Source organism: Streptomyces sp. NPDC057743 (genome assembly GCF_042798755.1).
Classification (GTDB): Bacteria; Actinomycetota; Actinomycetes; order Streptomycetales; family Streptomycetaceae; genus Streptomyces.
The window spans coordinates 1-15,631 of sequence record NZ_JBHVJX010000021.1 but is presented as its reverse complement, the minus strand read 5'-3'; the positions used below and the strand labels follow the sequence as shown (position 1 = coordinate 15,631).

The window sequence follows — 15,631 nt, the reverse complement described above, 5'->3', positions numbered from 1 at the left end:
CGGCCCACCTCCAAGTACGCATGGTCCGGACAGAGTTGACGGTACGTGAGCCAAACGGACAGCACGACGTACCCGGGTATGCCAAGGGCTCTTGTACCCCGCACCCCCTACGCGCATGGGATCATAACTTTCCGTCGTTGCGCATAAGTCGGTGCACCGGAGCACGGTGGGGGCGCACGCCGTTTTCCACAGTCCCACCCGCCGCGGCCACTGCCGCCGTAGGCTCGGCACATGACCGGACAGCTGCCCTTCCCCCGGCACTCGGCGCGTACCCAGCGCTTCACGCTCGGCGCCCCGCGCGCCTTCGCCCTGGCCCCCGACGGCACCCGCGTCGCCTTCCTCCGCTCCGCCACCGGCACCGACCGCAGCCAGCAGCTCTGGGTCGTGGAGCTGGACGGCGGACGGGAGTTCACCGCCGCAAACCCGCACGCCCTGTTGGCCGGCGCGGAGGAGGACCTGCCGCCCGAGGAGCGGGCGCGCCGCGAGCGCAGCCGCGAGGGCTCTGCCGGCATCGTCGGCTACGCGGTCGACACCGCGGTGGAGTTGGCCGCCTTCGCGCTCTCGGGACGACTGTTCGTCTCCGAGCTGCGGGCCGGCACCACCCGCGAACTCCCCGCGGCCGGCCCGGTGGTGGACCCCCGCCCGTCCCCCGACGGCCGCCATGTCGCCTATGTGTCGGGCGGCGCGCTGCGGGTCGTCGCGGCGGACGGCGGCGGGGACGGCGGCGCGGCCGCGGACCGCGCGCTGGCGGAGCCCGAAGGCCCCGATGTCACCTGGGGGCTGGCCGAGTTCATCGCGGCCGAGGAGATGGGCCGCCACCGCGGCTTCTGGTGGTCCCCCGACAGCGACCGGTTGTTGGCCGCCCGGGTCGACGAGTCGCCGGTGGCCCGCTGGTGGATCGCCGACCCCGCGCATCCGGACCGGGCGCCATCCCAGGTGCCGTATCCGGCGGCCGGCACCGCCAACGCCGAGGTCTCCTTGGCCTTCTTCGGGCTGGACGGCGCCCGTACGGACGTCCGTTGGGACACCGCGCGCTATCCGTATCTGGCCCGCGTCCACTGGTCGGCGGCCGGCCCGCCGCTGCTCCTGGTGCAGACCCGGGACCAACGGGCCCAGCGCTATCTGACGGTCGCCCCGGAGACGGGCGAGACCGCCGTGCTGCACGAGGACCAGGACGAGGTGTGGGTCGAGCCGTTCCCCGGAGCACCGGGCTGGACGCCCGACGGCCGGCTGGTGCGGATCGCCGACGAGGGCGGCGCCCGGAAGCTGTTCGTCGGCGACCGGCCGCTGACCGGGGAGCCGCTGCACGTCCGCGCGGTGCTGGACATCGGCGAGGACGATGTCCTGTTCGCCGCCAGCGGGCCGGAGTTGCACGACATCGGCGTCTATCGGGCGTGGTTCCACAGCGGCGGCCAGGAGGGCGGCGCCTCCCCGGCCCTGACGACCTGGGAGCGGGTCGGCGAGCGGCCGTATCCGACGGTGTCCTCGGCGGTGCGCAGCGGGGCGCTGATGGTGCTGACCCAGGCGTCGTTGGAGCGTCCGGGCGCCACCTCGGAGGTGGTCCGGCTGGATCCGGACGGCGCCGAGAAGACGCTGGCCGTCATCGGCTCGCATGCCGAGACGCCCCATCTCGCCGCCCGGCCGCGGCTGGTGCTCGCCGGCGAGCGCCGCATCCCGTGCGCGGTGCTGCTGCCCACCGGCTATACGGAGGGCGACGGCCCGCTGCCGGTGCTGCTCGACCCGTACGGCGGCCCGCACGGCCAGCGGGTGGTCGCCGCGCACAACGCCCATCTGACCTCCCAGTGGTTCGCCGACCAGGGCTTCGCGGTGATCGTGGCGGACGGCCGGGGCACCCCGGGCCGCTCCCCCGCCTGGGAGAAGGCGATCTCCCGGGAGCTGGCGTCGGTGACCCTGGAGGACCAGGTCCACGCGCTGACCGCGCTGGCCGACTCCTTCCCCCTGGACCTGACGCGGGTGGCGATCCGCGGCTGGTCCTTCGGCGGCTATCTGGCGGGCCTGGCCGCGCTGCGCCGGCCGGACGTCTTCCACGCCGCGGTGGTGGGGGCGCCGGTCACCGACCTGCGGCTCTACGACACCCACTACCAGGAGCGGTATCTGGGCCACCCCGACGAGGAGCCGGCGGTGTACGCGCGCAACTCCCTGGTGACGGACGAGGGGTTGTCGGGCGCGGCGCAGCCACACCGCCCGATGCTGATCGTGCACGGCCTGGCGGACGACAACGTGGTGGTGGCGCACTCCCTGCGGCTCTCCTCGGCGCTGCTGGCCGCCGGCCGGCCGCACGAGGTGCTGCCGCTGACGGGGGTGACGCACATGGCCTCCCAGGAACAGGTGGCGGAGAATCTGCTGCTGTTCCAAGTGGACTTCCTCAGACGGGCGTTGGGGATCCGCTGCGCTTGACCTGCTTCCCACGTTGTTGGCTTTCCCGCCGCGCGGGTTGCTGTCTTTGCGCCTTGCGGCGCGGGCTTATTGTCCGCTGCGCGGTGTCGCTGCGCTCTGCCCGCTTCCCACGTTGTCGGCTTTCCCGCCGTAGCGCCTGCGGCGCGGGCTTGTTATCCGCTGCGCGGGGCTATCGGCTGCGGTGACGGGCCTCCGGGGCAGGGGTTCCGGACTGCTTCGCTTTACGTCCGGAACCCCTGCCCCTCCGGCCCGCCCCCTCCCGTTGGGGGGGTGGTGGGACAGGTGAGTGGGGGCTGGCGTAACCGGTCCTCTGACGGCCACCACCCCAGCCAGAAGCCTCAGTTGACCCACCAGAAGAAGCCAGCGACCACCGTTTTCCCCCACCCCCAACGGGAGGGGACGGGGCGGAGGGGTGGGTGTGCAGGACGTAAAGCGAAGCAGTCCTGCACACCCACCCCGGAGACCCGGCACCGCACCCAACAGCCCCGCGCAGCGGACCCGCGCCGCAGGCGCAAAAAGCAACCCGCGCGGCGGGAAAGCCAACAACGTGGGCCGAACCCCGCGAAGCGGCACCGCGCCCCCGCATTCGTGAAGGCGCTACCGCAGGTCTACTCCCATCTCAACCCTCGGACAACAGACATGGCGGGAACCAGACCGCGAAAGCCGCACAAAACGACGGTCGGCCGGGACGCCGTTTGGCATCCCGGCCGACCTACGGCACCCGCACGGCCGTACGGTGTTCATCATGGCGCGTCCGTATATCGGTGTTGCGACGGCCAAGTTGCCCGCATGTTAAAGCAATTGACGGCGAGATGTCCCATATGCGGCACATGACGAACCCATGTCAAGCACGCCATGGCGACGATCTGCGCAATCTTCGCTCAAGAAGCGGACGACCTGTGCACGAGCACACCTCATACCCTTGACTCCGCCATAAACCACTTGCGAAAGTCGCGCTCATCCAGCGGTGCGACCGGTGCCGCTTCACGTTCCAAGAGAACTCGGCGCGGGGGCACTTCGCGATGACTAGTCCATCCCAGACCGCGGTCAGCACGGCTGATTCACCAGGACCTGCGCCCAAGGGTCTGAAGAAGGAGAAGAAGAAGGGCACGGGCGGTGAGCTCGTCGGCCGTTCCCCCGGGCAGTTGATGTGGGCGCGCTTCAAGCGCGACCGCAGTGGCGTGATCTGCGCGATCGTCGTGCTCGCCTTCTTCGTCGTCGCCGCGCTCGCACCCGTAATCGCCTCGCTCTACGGCAAGGACCCGTACACCCTCTACGGCGGCCAGGACCCCAGCCTGCTCGACGAGTTCAGCTACCCGGCGGGGCCCAACGGCGGCATGTCCAGCGACTTCTGGTTCGGCATCGAGCCGGGCCTCGGCCGCGACCTGTTCACCAACCTGCTGTACGGCATGCGGACTTCGCTGGGCATCTCGCTCGCGGTCACCATCCTGGTGGTCATCACCGGCACCATCATCGGCATCACGGCCGGCTACCTGGGCGGCAAGACCGACTACTGGGTCGGCCGGCTGATCGACTTCCTGCTCGCCTTCCCCAGCCAGCTCACGTTCGTGGCGTTCATGCCCGCGGTGATCGCGCTCTTCGTGGCACCGGGCGACGAGACCCCCACCTACATCCGCGTGATCGCGCTGATCCTCGTGCAGTGGGCGCTGGGGTGGATGGGCCTGGCCCGTCTGCTGCGCGGACAGGTGATGTCCCTACGGGAGCGCGACTTCGTCGAGGCCGCGAGGATCACCGGCGCCTCCCCCTGGCGCATCATCACCAAGGAACTGCTCCCCAACGTGGTGACCCCGATCCTCGTGCAAAGCACCTACATGCTCCCGCTGTTCGTGACGGCGGAGGCCGGCCTGTCCTTCATGGGCGTCGGCATCGTGGACCCCACTCCCGACTGGGGGCGGCTGTTCAAGACGGCCGGCCAGATCTACGAGAACGACCCGACCTACCTTCTCTTCCCCGGCGCCGCGATGGTGATCTTCGTGCTCTGCTTCAACCTGCTCGGGGACTCGGTACGGGACGCCTTTGACCCCAAGTCCGGGCGCTGATCGCCCTTTTGACGGGGGAGCTGTCACCCCCGCGCCGGTGACGCACCGGATGCGTCAGACAGCACATCGGGACAACGACTGACAGGCAGGTGCTTGGATCCTCATGAATGCACTCTCCACGCGTAGAGCTCGCGCGATGATCGTGGCCCTGGCGGCCGGTTCGCTCGCGCTCACCGGTTGCAGCAGCGGCGGCCGCACGGGCAAGGACAACGCACAGACCGACAAGGACGCGGCCACCCAGTCCAAGGTGGTGCCGCTCGGCACCGCGGCGCAGTCCAACGGCCCCGCGGCCGCGGTTCCGGGCGCGCAGAACGGCGGCGCCATCACCGTCTACCAGCGGGACAGCTACAACCACCTGGACCCGGCCCAGATGTACGTCAGCGACGTGGGCGACCTGGCCAAGCTGATCTTCCGTGGCCTGACCACCTACACCCAGGACGACAAGGGCAACAAGACCCTCGTCGGCGACCTGGCCACCGACGCCGGCAAGATGTCCGACGGCGGCAAGACCTGGACGTACACGCTCAAGGACGGCATCAAGTTCGAGGACGGCACGCCGATCACCTCGAAGGACATCCGGCACTCCATCGAGCGAATGTACGCGCCGTTCATCACCGAGGGTCCCACCTACATCCAGCAGTGGCTTTCGGGCGACGGCACGGCCTACCGCAAGGCGCTGCCGGACGGTCCGTACAAGGGCGACCACCTGCCCAAGTCGGTCCTGGACACCCCGGACGGCAAGACCATCGTCTTCCACTTCAAGGCGCCGCAGACGCAGTTGCCCTACGCGCTGGCGATGGCCGGTTACAGCGCCGTCCCGGACAGCGCCAAGGACACCAAGGACAACTACGACGTCAAGCCGGTCAGCACCGGCCCGTACAAGATCGCGTCCTTCAAGTCCGGCAAGTCCATGCAGCTGGTGCGAAACACCAACTGGGACCCCAAGACCGACCCGGCGCGCCACCAGTACGTCGACGGCTACAACATCTCCTTCAACCACCAGTTCTCGGACTCCACCAAGCGGTTGATGGCCGATCAGGGCAGCGACAAGACCGCCATCAGCTTCACCAACGCCGTGGAGCCGACGCTGACCAAGCAGGTGCTGAGCAACCCCAGCGCCAGCAAGCGCCTGGTGCAGGGCTACCAGCCCTACGTCTGGCAGCTGAACATGAACATGGACCGCATCAAGGACAAGCGGATCCGTGACGCCATCACCTACGCGCTGCCGAGCCAGCAGGTCGTCCGGATCGAGGGCGGCAGCTACGGCGGTGAGGTCGCCGGCGGTCTGCTCTCCCCGACCGTCGCGGGCTACGAGAAGGGCTACGACCCCTACGGCAAGCTGAAGAAGCCCAACGGCGACCCGGAGAAGGCCAAGCAGCTCCTCAAGGAAGCCGGCAAGACCGGCATGAAGCTGGTCTACGCCTACGCCAACACCGAGATCCGGCAGAAGGAAGCGGTCGCCATCGCCGACGGGCTGGCCAAGGCCGGCTTCGACGTGCAGAAGAAGGAAATCGACTCCTCCTCCTGGTACCAGCAGATGGGCAAGGTCGACAACGGCTTCGACATCTACCTGACCGGCTGGGGCCAGGACTGGCCGGACGCCTCCACGGTGATCCCGCCGTCCTACGACGGCCGCACCATCGCGGACGGCGCCACCAACTACTCACACGTCCGCGACCCGAAGATCAGCCAGGAGATCGACCGCATCCGGCAGATCCCGGACGCCAAGAAGCAGACCGCGGAGTGGCAGAAGCTCCACCACTACATCGTGGAGAAGATCAACCCGGCCGCCCCGGTCTTCTTCGTCAAGTCGCTCCAGCTCTACGGCTCGAAGATCGGCGGTATCCGCTACAACACGGACACCAACTACCTCGACGTGAACACGCTGTTCGTCAAGAAGTAAGCAGCACCCAGCCGAAGGCATTCCGGAGTGCGCGCGCAAGGCGGGGCGCGCACTCCGGGGCCTTCCCGCCACCCCTCACCCCACTGCAGCCGCCGTCCTGAGAGCAGCGAACTGTCATGTTTCCCTTCCTCCTTCGCCGGACGATCGGCGCGGTCGTCATCCTCGTCCTTCTAAGTGCCTTCACGTTCTTCGTCTTCTTCTCCGTGGGCGATCCCGCGCTGATGGCCTGCGGCAAGAACTGCACGGCCGACAACGTCGCGCTGATCCACAAGAACCTGGGGCTGGACCAGCCCGTGCCGGTCCAGTACTGGCACTTCCTCGTCGGCATCTTCGCCGGCCGCGACTTCACCCTCGGCCACTGCGCCGCCCCCTGCTTCGGCTACTCCTTCGCCACCAAGCAGGACGTCTGGAACACCATGATGGACCGACTGCCGCTCACCGCGTCGTTGGCCTTCGGCGGTGCCGTGGCCTTCCTGGTGATCGGCCTGGGCGCCGGCCTGATCGCGGCCTGGAAGCGCGGCACGCTGCTGGACAAGGCGGTCACCGGTGCGTCGATGATCCTCAGCTCGGTGCAGATCTACATCCTCGGCCCCGTCGTGCTGGGCATCTTCGTCTACAGCGGCATCATGGCCGCGCCCCAGTACGTGAACCTCACCAGCAATCCGGCCGGTTGGTTCACGGGCCTGCTGATCCCGTGGCTGGTGATGGCGACGATCTTCACCGCGCAGTACACCCGTATGGCGCGCTCGACGATGATCGAGCAGCTTCAGGAGGAGCACGTCCGCACCGCCAAGGCCAAGGGCATGCCGGCGCGTTACGTCTTCCTGCGCTACGCCTGGCGCGGTTCGCTGATCCCGATCGTCACCATCCTCGGTGTGGACCTGGGGTCGCTGTTCGGCGGCGCGATGATCACCGAATTCACCTTCCAGCTGGCGGGACTTGGCCGGCTGGCGGTCGACTCGGTCATCACCCTGGACCTGCCCATGGTGATGGGCGTGATGATCTTCAGCGCCGCCCTGATCCTGGTCTTCAACATCATCGTGGATGCGGCGTACGCGTTCATCGACCCGCGCGTGCGCCTGTCCTAGGAGAAAGTCGTGACCACACCCACCAAGACCGCGGAGACGCCGGCCCCGAACGGGTCCGGCACCGGCTCCTTCCTCTCCGTCCGCGACCTGCACGTCCGCTTCTCCACCGAGGACGGCATCGTCAAGGCGGTCGACGGCCTCTCCTTCGACCTGGAGCGCGGCAAGACCCTGGGCATCGTCGGCGAGTCGGGCTCCGGCAAGTCCGTGACGAACCTGGCGGTGTTGGGGCTGCACAACCCCAAGGCCACCGAGATCACCGGTGAGATCCACCTGGACGGCCAGGAGCTCACCGGCGCCAAGGAGAAGACCCTGGAGAAGCTCCGGGGCAACAAGATGGCGATGATCTTCCAGGACGCGCTGACCGCCCTGTCGCCGTACTACACCGTCGGCCGGCAGATCGCCGAGCCGTTCATGAAGCACACCGGCGCCAACAAGCGCGAGGGCCGGCAGCGGGCGATCGAGATGCTGACCAAGGTCGGCATCCCGCAGCCCAACCTGCGGGTGGACGACTACCCGCACCAGTTCTCCGGCGGTATGCGCCAGCGCGCGATGATCGCCATGGCGCTGGCCTGCAACCCCCAGCTCTTGATCGCCGACGAGCCGACCACCGCCCTGGACGTCACCGTCCAGGCGCAGATCCTGGACCTCCTCAAGGATCTCCAGCAGGAGTTCGGCTCCGCGATCATCCTGATCACCCACGACCTCGGCGTGGTCGCCGACACCGCCGACGACGTGCTGGTGATGTACGCGGGCCGGGCGGTCGAGCGCGGCACCGTCAAGGAGATCCTCAGCGAGCCCCGCCACCCGTACACCTGGGGCCTGCTCAGCTCGATGCCGCGGCTCTCCTCCGACGTCACCGAGTCGCTGCACCCGATCCCGGGCTCCCCGCCGAGCCTGCTCAACCCGCCCTCCGGCTGCGCCTTCAACCCGCGCTGCGCCTTCACCGCGGAGGTCGACGGCGACCGCTGCACCACCGAGCGTCCGCCGCTGGGAGTGGGCCGCGCCGCCGCGTGCCATCTGACCGCCGAGCAGAAGCAGACCCTCTTCACCGAGCAGATCAAGCCCCGGCTGGGCTAGGGAGTTACCACCATGTCCAAGAACGACACCCTCCCCGCGCCCCGGACCCCCGCGCCCGCCCAGGGCGAGCCACTGCTCACCGCCGAGGGGCTGACCAAGCACTTCCCGATCTACGGCGGCTTCCCGTTCAAGCGGAAGGTCGGTGCCGTCCAGGCCGTCGACGCGGTGGACCTGACCGTCCACGCCGGCGAGAGCTTCGGCCTGGTCGGCGAGTCCGGCTGCGGCAAGTCGACCACGGGGCGACTGCTGACCCGGCTGATGGAGCCCACCTCCGGCAAGATCACCTACGCGGGCCAGGACATCACCCACGCCAACCGCAAGGCGCTGGCGCCGGTCCGCTCCGAGATCCAGATGATCTTCCAGGACCCGTACGCCTCGCTGAACCCGCGGCAGACGGTCGGCACCATCATCGGTGGCCCGATGGAGATCAACGGCATCAACCCAACGGGCGGCCGCGAGAAGCGCATCCGCGAGCTCCTGGAAACCGTCGGCCTCAACCCCGAGCACTACAACCGCTTCCCGCACGAGTTCTCCGGCGGTCAGCGCCAACGCATCGGCGTGGCCCGCGCGCTCGCCCTGGAACCCAAGCTGATCGTCGCGGACGAGCCGGTCTCCGCCCTCGACGTCTCCATCCAGGCGCAGGTGGTCAACCTGCTCCAGGACCTCCAGCGCGAGCTGGGCATCGCGTTCGTCTTCATCGCCCACGACCTGGCCGTCGTACGGCACTTCAGCGAGCGGGTCGCGGTGATGTACCTCGGCAAGATCGTCGAGGTCGGCACCCGTGACGAGATCTACAACCGCCCGCGCCACCCGTATACCCACGCCCTGCTCTCGGCCGTCCCCGAGCCGCGGCTGACGGAGGAGGGCGAGGACGACCGCGAACGGATCCGCCTCGCCGGCGACGTCCCCTCCCCCGTCAACCCGCCCTCCGGCTGCCGCTTCCGCACCCGTTGCTGGAAGGCCCAGGACAAGTGCGCGACCGAGGAGCCGCCGCTGGTCCAACTCGGCGGCAGCGATGCCGGCCACCTGACGGCCTGCCACTTCCCGGAGGAGCCGACGACGGCGGCCCGCGGCGAGGACATCGTCCTGGACCCGGCACTGGCGGCGATCGAGGGCGTGAACGGGGCGGACGAGCAGCAGGACTGACCCGCACACCCGCACGACAACGCTGAAGCCCGCCTCCCTCAAGGGAAGCGGGCTTTGGTGCGTCGTGGGCCCGTTACTCGCTCAACACCCCCCGCCGCTCCCCCGCGAAGTGGCAAGCCGACGGATGCCGCACCGGGCCCTGGACATGTCGGAAGTCCGTCGGGACGGTCAGCGGCGGCTCGACCCGGGCGCACAGTTCCTGGGCCTTCCAGCAGCGGGTGCGGAAGTGGCAGCCGGACGGTGGGTCGGCCGGCGAGGGCACGTCGCCGCTGAGCAGGATGCGCTCCCGGCGGTCCCGGGCCTCGGGATCGGGCACCGGGACGGCGGAGAGCAGCGCCTGGGTGTACGGGTGGGTGGGGTGGTCGTAGATCTCCTCGCCGGTGCCCAACTCGACGATCTTGCCGAGGTACATCACCGCGACCCGGTCGGAGAGGTGCCGCACGACGGACAGGTCGTGCGCGATGAAGACGTAGGAGAGGTGGAACTCGTTCTGGAGGCGGGCCAGCAGGTTGACCACCTGGGCCTGCACGGAGACGTCGAGGGCGGAGACCGGCTCGTCCGCGACGATGATCTCCGGGCGGAGGGCGAGTCCACGGGCGATGCCGATGCGCTGCCGCTGGCCGCCGGAGAACTGGTGCGGATAACGGTTGACGAACTCCGGGTTGAGGCCGACGACTTCGAGGAGTTCCTGGACCCGGCGCCGGCGGTCGCCCTTGGGCGCCACCTCGGGGTGGATCTCGTAGGGCTCGCCGATGATGTCGCCGACCGTCATCCGGGGGTTGAGCGAGGTGTAGGGGTCCTGGAACACCATCTGGATGTTGCGGCGGACGGCCTTCATGGCGCGGCCGGAGAGGCGGGTGAGGTCCTCGCCGCGGTAGCGGATGTGACCGGAGGTCGGGCGTTCCAGGCCGACCAGCATCCGGGCCACGGTGGACTTGCCGCAGCCGGACTCCCCCACGATGCCGAGGGTTTCGCCCGGCCGCAGCGCGAAGGAGACCCCGTCGACCGCCTTGACCGCGCCGACCTGCTTCTTGACCAGCACCCCGCGGGTGAGCGGGAAGTGCTTGACCAGATCGCGGACTTCGAGGAGCGGTGCGTCAACTGCCGCCATTCATGGCCTCCTTCCAGAAGTGACAGGCGCTGGCCCGCCCCGGCCCGACCTCGTACAGCGGCGGGCGGTCAGTGCGGCAGACGTCGCGGGCGAGCGGGCAGCGGGGGTGGAAGGCGCAGCCCGGCGGGACGGCGGTGAGGTTCGGCGGCAGGCCCTTGATCGCGTGCAGCTCCCGGCCCTGGTGTCCCAGGCGGGGCACGGACTCCAACAGGCCGCGGGTGTACGGGTGCGCGGGCGCCTTGTAGAGCTGGTGAACCGGGGCGGTCTCGACGACCCGGCCCGCGTACATCACGGCGATGGTGTCGGCGACGTCGGCGACCACGCCCAGGTCGTGGGTGATCAGGACGAGCCCCATCCGGTACTCCCGGCGCAACTCCGCGAGCAGGTCCATGACTTGGGCCTGCACGGTGACGTCCAGGGCGGTGGTCGGCTCGTCCGCGATGATCAGGTCCGGCTCCAGGGCGAGCGCCATGGCGATCATGATGCGCTGGCGCATCCCGCCGGAGAACTGGTGCGGGTAGTCGCCCACCCGCGCCCGCGCGGCCGGGATGCCGACCCGTTCCATCAGCGCAACGGCCTTCGCCCGGGTCTCCTTACGGGACGCACCGGTGTGCACCCGGAACATCTCGCCGAGTTGGGCGCCGACGCTGAGCACCGGGTTCAGGGCGGAGAGCGCGTCCTGGAAGATCATCGCCATCTTGGCGCCGCGGATCCTGCGACGCTCCTCCCGGCCCAGGGTGAGCAGGTCGCGCCCCTGGAAGAGGATCTCCCCGCCGGTGACGAAGCCCGGCGGGGAGTCCAGGATGCCCATCACGGCCTGCGCGGTGACGGACTTGCCGGAGCCGGACTCGCCGAGCACCGCCAGCGTCTGCCCGGCCGCCACGGTGTAGCTGACGCCGTTGACGGCCTTCGCGACGCCGTCGCGGGTGCGGAACTCCACCTGGAGGTCCCGGACGTCCAGCAGTGCCCCCTCGGGGTCCGCGCCGTCGCGGTTCGTCATCTGACGCCTCCTCAGCGCAACTTGGGGTCGAGGGCGTCGCGCACCGCGTCGCCGAGCATGATGAACGCCAGCACCGTGATGCTCAGCGCGCCCGCGGGCCACAGCAGCATGTGCGGGGCGTTGCGGATGTGGGTGGAGGCGGCGGAGATGTCGATGCCCCAGGAGACGGTGGGCGGCTTCAGGCCCGCACCGAGGTAGGACAGCGTGGCCTCCAGGGAGATGTAGGTGCCCAGCGCGATGGTGGCGACGACGATGACGGGGGCGACGGCGTTGGGCGCGATGTGCCGCAGCAGCATCCGCCCGTTGCCGGCACCCAGCGCCCGGGCGGCCTGGACGTAGTCGTTCTGCTTGGCGGTGACGACCGAACCGCGGGCGATCCGGGCGATCTGCGGCCAGCCGAGCAGCACGATGAAGCCGACCACCGGCCAGACGGTGGTGCTGATGACCACGGAGAGGAAGACCAGCCCGCCCAGCAGGACCGGAATACCGAAGAAGATGTCGGCAATCCGGGAGAGCAGGGTGTCCCACCAGCCGCCGAAGAAGCCGGCCAGGCCGCCGAGGAGGCTGCCGAGGAGGGCGGCACCGGCGGTGGCGCAGGTGCCGACGGTGATGGAGGCGCGGGCCCCGTAGACGACCCGGGTGTAGACGTCCCGACCCTGGGTGTCGAAGCCGAAGGGGTGGCCGGGCGAGGCGCCCAGTTGGGCCTTGGACAGGTCGGCGCGGTAGGGGTTGCCGGTGGCGATCGCCTGCGGCCAGATGGCGATGACCACCAGGAAGACGATGACCAACGCGGAGATCACGAACACCGGGTTGCGACTGAGGTCGTGCCAGGCGTCGCTCCACAGGCTGCGGGGCTTTCCGGTGGGTTCGCCGCCCGGGAGCGGGGGCGCGGCGCCGGGGGCGCGCTCCAGGGATTCGGCCGCGCCGATGGCGAGCGCGGCGGTGCCGCCGTCACCGTGACCGACGGCTTCCTTGGGGACGTACGACTCAGGCATAGCGGATCCTCGGGTCGAGGACGGCGTACAGCAGGTCGACCAGCAGGTTGGCGATCAGGAACACCAGCACCAGGATCGTCACGAAGCCCACCACGGTCGGCGAGTTCTGCCGGAGGATGCCCTGGTAGAGCTGGTAGCCGACGCCGTGGATGTTGAAGATGCGTTCGGTGACGATGGCGCCGCCCATCAGCGCCCCGATGTCGGTGCCGATGAAGGTGACGACCGGGATCAGGGAGTTGCGCAGCAGATGGCGGGTGATGACCCGGTGCCGGGGCAGCCCCTTGGCGACGGCGGTGCGGACGTAGTCGGCGCGGGCGTTCTCCGCGATCGAGGTGCGGGTCAGCCGGGTGACGTAGGCGAGCGAGACCAGCGCCAACACCAGCCCGGGCAGCAGCAGTTGGCCCAGCGGCGCCTCCAGTGCGACGGTCGGTGCGGCCGTCTGAAGCTTCACGCCGAAGACGAACTGGAGCAGATAGCCGCTGACGAAGGTCGGCACCGAGACCACGACGAGGGTCAGCACCAGCACGGTGGTGTCGATGCTCCGGCCGCGCCGCAGCCCGCTGAACACGCCCAGCGCGACGCCCACCAGCGTTTCGAGGACGATCGCGACCAGGGTGAGCCGCAGGGTGACCGAGAAGGCCGTGGACATCAGCTCGGTCACCGGCCGGCCGTTGAACGCGGTGCCGAAGTTCCCGCGGAAGATCTGGCCCATGTAGTGCGGGTACTGCTTCCACAGTGGTTGGTCGAGGTAGAGGTCGTGGCGGATCTGCGCCGCGGTGGCCGGGTCCGGCGCCCGGTCACCGAACATCGCGGCGACCGGATCGCCCAACGCGTAGACCATGACGAAGATCAGGAAGGTGCTGCCGATGAAGACCGGGATCATCTGGAGCAGCCGCCGGATCACATAACGTCCCATGAGCGCGCCCGCTTTCGTGGTCAGCCGACCGTGATCTCGTTGTAGACCGGCACGCTGAACGGATTGAGCCGCACCATGCTGATCCGTTCCGAATAACCGCCGCTGCCGTTCTGGTACCACAGCGGAATGGACGGCATCTGCTGGGCGAGAATCCGCTCCGCGTCCTGGAACTTCGCCACCGCCTGCCGCGCATCGGGCGCCGCGTTCGCCTCGTTGACCAGCCTGTCGAACGCGGCGTTGCTGAATTTCCCGTCGTTGGACGAGGCGCCGGTGTAGTAGAGCGGCTGGAGGAAGTTCTGGATCAGCGGGTAGTCCATCTGCCAGCCGGCCCGGAAGGGACCGGTCAGGTGCCGGGCGCTGATCTGGTTGCGGAAGTCGGCGAAGGTGCCGACCGGATTCCCCACGCACGCCCGGTCGTTGCCCAGCGTCTTGTTGATGCTGTTGCAGACGGCGTCGATCCAGTCCTTGTGGGAGCCGGTGTCCGCGTTGTACGTGAGGGTCAGCCGGCCGCCGGGAAGTCCCCCGCCCTCCTTGATGAGTTGCCGGGCCTTGGCCGGATTGAAGTCACAGGCATCGCCGCACACCCCGGCCTGGTAACCGCCCTTTTCCCCCAGGACCGGCGAGGTCCAGTCGGTGGCCGGGGTCCGGGTGTGCTGGAAGATCTCCTTGGTGATCTGCTGCCGGTCGATCGCCATCGACAGCCCGCGCCGCACCTTTTCCCGGCCCGGCTTTCCCCATTGCGGGTCGTACATGGGGAAGGTGAGGGTCTGGATGATGCCGGCCGGCTGGTTGAGATAGCGGTCCCCGAGGTCGCTGCGGACGTTGCGCAACTGCGAGGCCGGGATGTCGTCGACGAGGTCCAGATTCCCGGCCTGGAGGTCGGTGTAGGCGGTGTCGTTGTCGGTGTAGACCCGTAGGTCGATGCCGCCGTTCTGGGCCGGGTCCGGGCCGGGGTACTTCTTCCATTTCCGCATCCGCAGCACGGTGCCCTTGTCGTAGGAGTCCACCATGTACGGGCCGTTGCCGATCGGCTTCTTCAACCAGCCCTCGTGGTCCCGGAAGAACGCCTGCGGCAGCGGCATAAACGCCGAATAGCCCAGGGTGTCCGGCCAGCTGGAGAACTTCTGGTTGAGGGCGACGGTGAAGGTGCGGTCGTCCTTCACCTTCAGTCCGGAGAGGGTCTTCGCGGTGGCCGTGCCCTTGTCGGGGTGGACCTTGTCGAAGCCGTCGATGTATTGGAAGAAGGACGCGTTCTTCTGCTTGTGGTCGAGCAGCGCCCCGTAATTCCAGGCGTCCACAAAGGACTTGGCGGTGACCTTCTCGCCGTTGCTGAAGGTCCAGCCGGGCTTGAGCGTCACGGTGTAGTGCCGGGCGTCGGTGGTCTCGATGCGGTCGGCCAGGACGTTCTCGGCGGCGCCGGTCTTGGGGTTGTAGCGCTTCAGACCGCGCATCAGCATCTCCAGGACCTTGCCGCCCTGCACCTCGTTGGTGTTGGCCGGCTCCAGCGGATTCTGCGGGTCCCCCCAGGAGGCGCTGACCACGGCGGAGCCGCCCGGGCCCGCGGTGCCGCCCCCGCAGGCGGAGGCCGCGAGGGCCAGGGCCGCCGCGCCGACGGCCCACTTCGCGCGCGCGGCTCCGCGCATGGCGCCTCCTTGACGGTCCGGACTGCGGGCTCACGCCTGACCGCCTGGGCCAGCCGTAGCCCACATCACAGCCCACGCCGGGACCCAGCGCACCCCAGCACCGTCCGCCACTGCTCCGAACCCCACGGGAAACCCCTCGGACGAACGATCCCCGCGCCCCGGGGATCCGTCGGCAGCGGCCTAGGTCCTGTCGTCAAACTCCCGTCGTTCGCCCGGAGGGCGGGCCGGGCGGTGGTCGGTGCGTGCTCTCGGTGTGCCGGGCGGCGGCCCCTGT

11 protein-coding genes are annotated in these 15,631 nt (G+C 69.2%); 6 read left to right on the top strand and 5 right to left on the bottom strand.

Features of this window, described 5'->3' with window-relative positions:
* Positions 1 to 231: 231 nt before the first annotated feature.
* From ACFVFQ_RS23735 to ACFVFQ_RS23710, 6 genes are all read left to right on the top strand, one after another.
* Entirely contained in the window at positions 232 to 2,418 is a 2,187-nt protein-coding gene (locus tag ACFVFQ_RS23735) for a prolyl oligopeptidase family serine peptidase (protein ID WP_383419290.1), read from the top strand.
* Between the two features lie 1,022 nt (positions 2,419 to 3,440).
* A complete protein-coding gene (locus ACFVFQ_RS23730) occupies positions 3,441 to 4,478 on the top strand; it encodes an ABC transporter permease (RefSeq protein WP_383419288.1) in 1,038 nt (345 codons plus the stop codon).
* A gap of 136 nt (positions 4,479 to 4,614) precedes the next feature.
* Positions 4,615 to 6,381 carry an ABC transporter substrate-binding protein gene (locus tag ACFVFQ_RS23725; RefSeq protein WP_383419286.1) on the top strand — a complete coding sequence of 589 codons (1,767 nt, stop codon included), beginning with the start codon at positions 4,615 to 4,617 and terminating at the stop codon, positions 6,379 to 6,381.
* 116 nt (positions 6,382 to 6,497) lie between these two features.
* On the top strand, positions 6,498 to 7,469 hold the full coding sequence (locus tag ACFVFQ_RS23720) for an ABC transporter permease (protein WP_383419284.1): 972 nt from the start codon (positions 6,498 to 6,500) through the stop codon (positions 7,467 to 7,469).
* 9 nt (positions 7,470 to 7,478) lie between these two features.
* Positions 7,479 to 8,546: an ABC transporter ATP-binding protein gene (locus ACFVFQ_RS23715; protein ID WP_383419282.1), complete on the top strand. Its 1,068-nt coding sequence runs from the start codon at positions 7,479 to 7,481 to the stop codon at positions 8,544 to 8,546.
* Positions 8,547 to 8,558: 12 nt separating this feature from the next.
* A complete protein-coding gene (locus ACFVFQ_RS23710; RefSeq protein ID WP_383419280.1) occupies positions 8,559 to 9,692 on the top strand; it encodes an ABC transporter ATP-binding protein in 1,134 nt (377 codons plus the stop codon).
* 73 nt (positions 9,693 to 9,765) lie between these two features.
* Here ACFVFQ_RS23710 and ACFVFQ_RS23705 read toward each other — a convergent pair whose 3' ends face one another.
* Genes ACFVFQ_RS23705 through ACFVFQ_RS23685 form a run of 5 tightly spaced genes read right to left on the bottom strand, consistent with a single transcriptional unit; the run spans position 9,766 to position 15,357 of the window.
* Positions 9,766 to 10,803 carry an ABC transporter ATP-binding protein gene (locus ACFVFQ_RS23705; RefSeq protein ID WP_383419278.1) on the bottom strand — a complete coding sequence of 346 codons (1,038 nt, stop codon included), beginning with the start codon at positions 10,801 to 10,803 and terminating at the stop codon, positions 9,766 to 9,768.
* A complete protein-coding gene (locus ACFVFQ_RS23700) occupies positions 10,790 to 11,803 on the bottom strand; it encodes an ABC transporter ATP-binding protein (protein WP_383419276.1) in 1,014 nt (337 codons plus the stop codon). Before ACFVFQ_RS23700 ends, ACFVFQ_RS23705 begins: the two co-directional genes overlap by 14 nt.
* A gap of 11 nt (positions 11,804 to 11,814) precedes the next feature.
* Positions 11,815 to 12,798, bottom strand: coding sequence for an ABC transporter permease (locus tag ACFVFQ_RS23695; protein ID WP_383419274.1), 984 nt, complete (start codon positions 12,796 to 12,798; stop codon positions 11,815 to 11,817).
* Positions 12,791 to 13,714, bottom strand: a complete 924-nt coding sequence (locus ACFVFQ_RS23690) for an ABC transporter permease (protein WP_383419272.1) — start codon at positions 13,712 to 13,714, stop codon at positions 12,791 to 12,793. Before ACFVFQ_RS23690 ends, ACFVFQ_RS23695 begins: the two co-directional genes overlap by 8 nt.
* A 20-nt stretch (positions 13,715 to 13,734) precedes the next feature.
* On the bottom strand, positions 13,735 to 15,357 hold the full coding sequence (locus tag ACFVFQ_RS23685; RefSeq protein WP_383419270.1) for an ABC transporter substrate-binding protein: 1,623 nt from the start codon (positions 15,355 to 15,357) through the stop codon (positions 13,735 to 13,737).
* Positions 15,358 to 15,631: the final 274 nt, after the last annotated feature.

Excerpts from the sequence above, each read along its gene's own strand:
- ACFVFQ_RS23700 (WP_383419276.1), bottom strand. The coding sequence starts at position 11,803 with ATGACGAACCGCGACGGCGCGGACCCCGAGGGGGCACTGCTGGACGTC.
- ACFVFQ_RS23725 (WP_383419286.1), top strand. The coding sequence starts at position 4,615 with ATGATCGTGGCCCTGGCGGCCGGTTCGCTCGCGCTCACCGGTTGCAGC.
- ACFVFQ_RS23685 (WP_383419270.1), bottom strand. The coding sequence starts at position 15,357 with ATGCGCGGAGCCGCGCGCGCGAAGTGGGCCGTCGGCGCGGCGGCCCTG.
- ACFVFQ_RS23730 (WP_383419288.1), top strand. The coding sequence starts at position 3,441 with ATGACTAGTCCATCCCAGACCGCGGTCAGCACGGCTGATTCACCAGGA.
- ACFVFQ_RS23695 (WP_383419274.1), bottom strand. The coding sequence starts at position 12,798 with ATGCCTGAGTCGTACGTCCCCAAGGAAGCCGTCGGTCACGGTGACGGC.
- ACFVFQ_RS23705 (WP_383419278.1), bottom strand. The coding sequence starts at position 10,803 with ATGGCGGCAGTTGACGCACCGCTCCTCGAAGTCCGCGATCTGGTCAAG.
- ACFVFQ_RS23720 (WP_383419284.1), top strand. The coding sequence starts at position 6,498 with ATGTTTCCCTTCCTCCTTCGCCGGACGATCGGCGCGGTCGTCATCCTC.
- ACFVFQ_RS23710 (WP_383419280.1), top strand. The coding sequence starts at position 8,559 with ATGTCCAAGAACGACACCCTCCCCGCGCCCCGGACCCCCGCGCCCGCC.
- ACFVFQ_RS23690 (WP_383419272.1), bottom strand. The coding sequence starts at position 13,714 with ATGGGACGTTATGTGATCCGGCGGCTGCTCCAGATGATCCCGGTCTTC.
- ACFVFQ_RS23735 (WP_383419290.1), top strand. The coding sequence starts at position 232 with ATGACCGGACAGCTGCCCTTCCCCCGGCACTCGGCGCGTACCCAGCGC.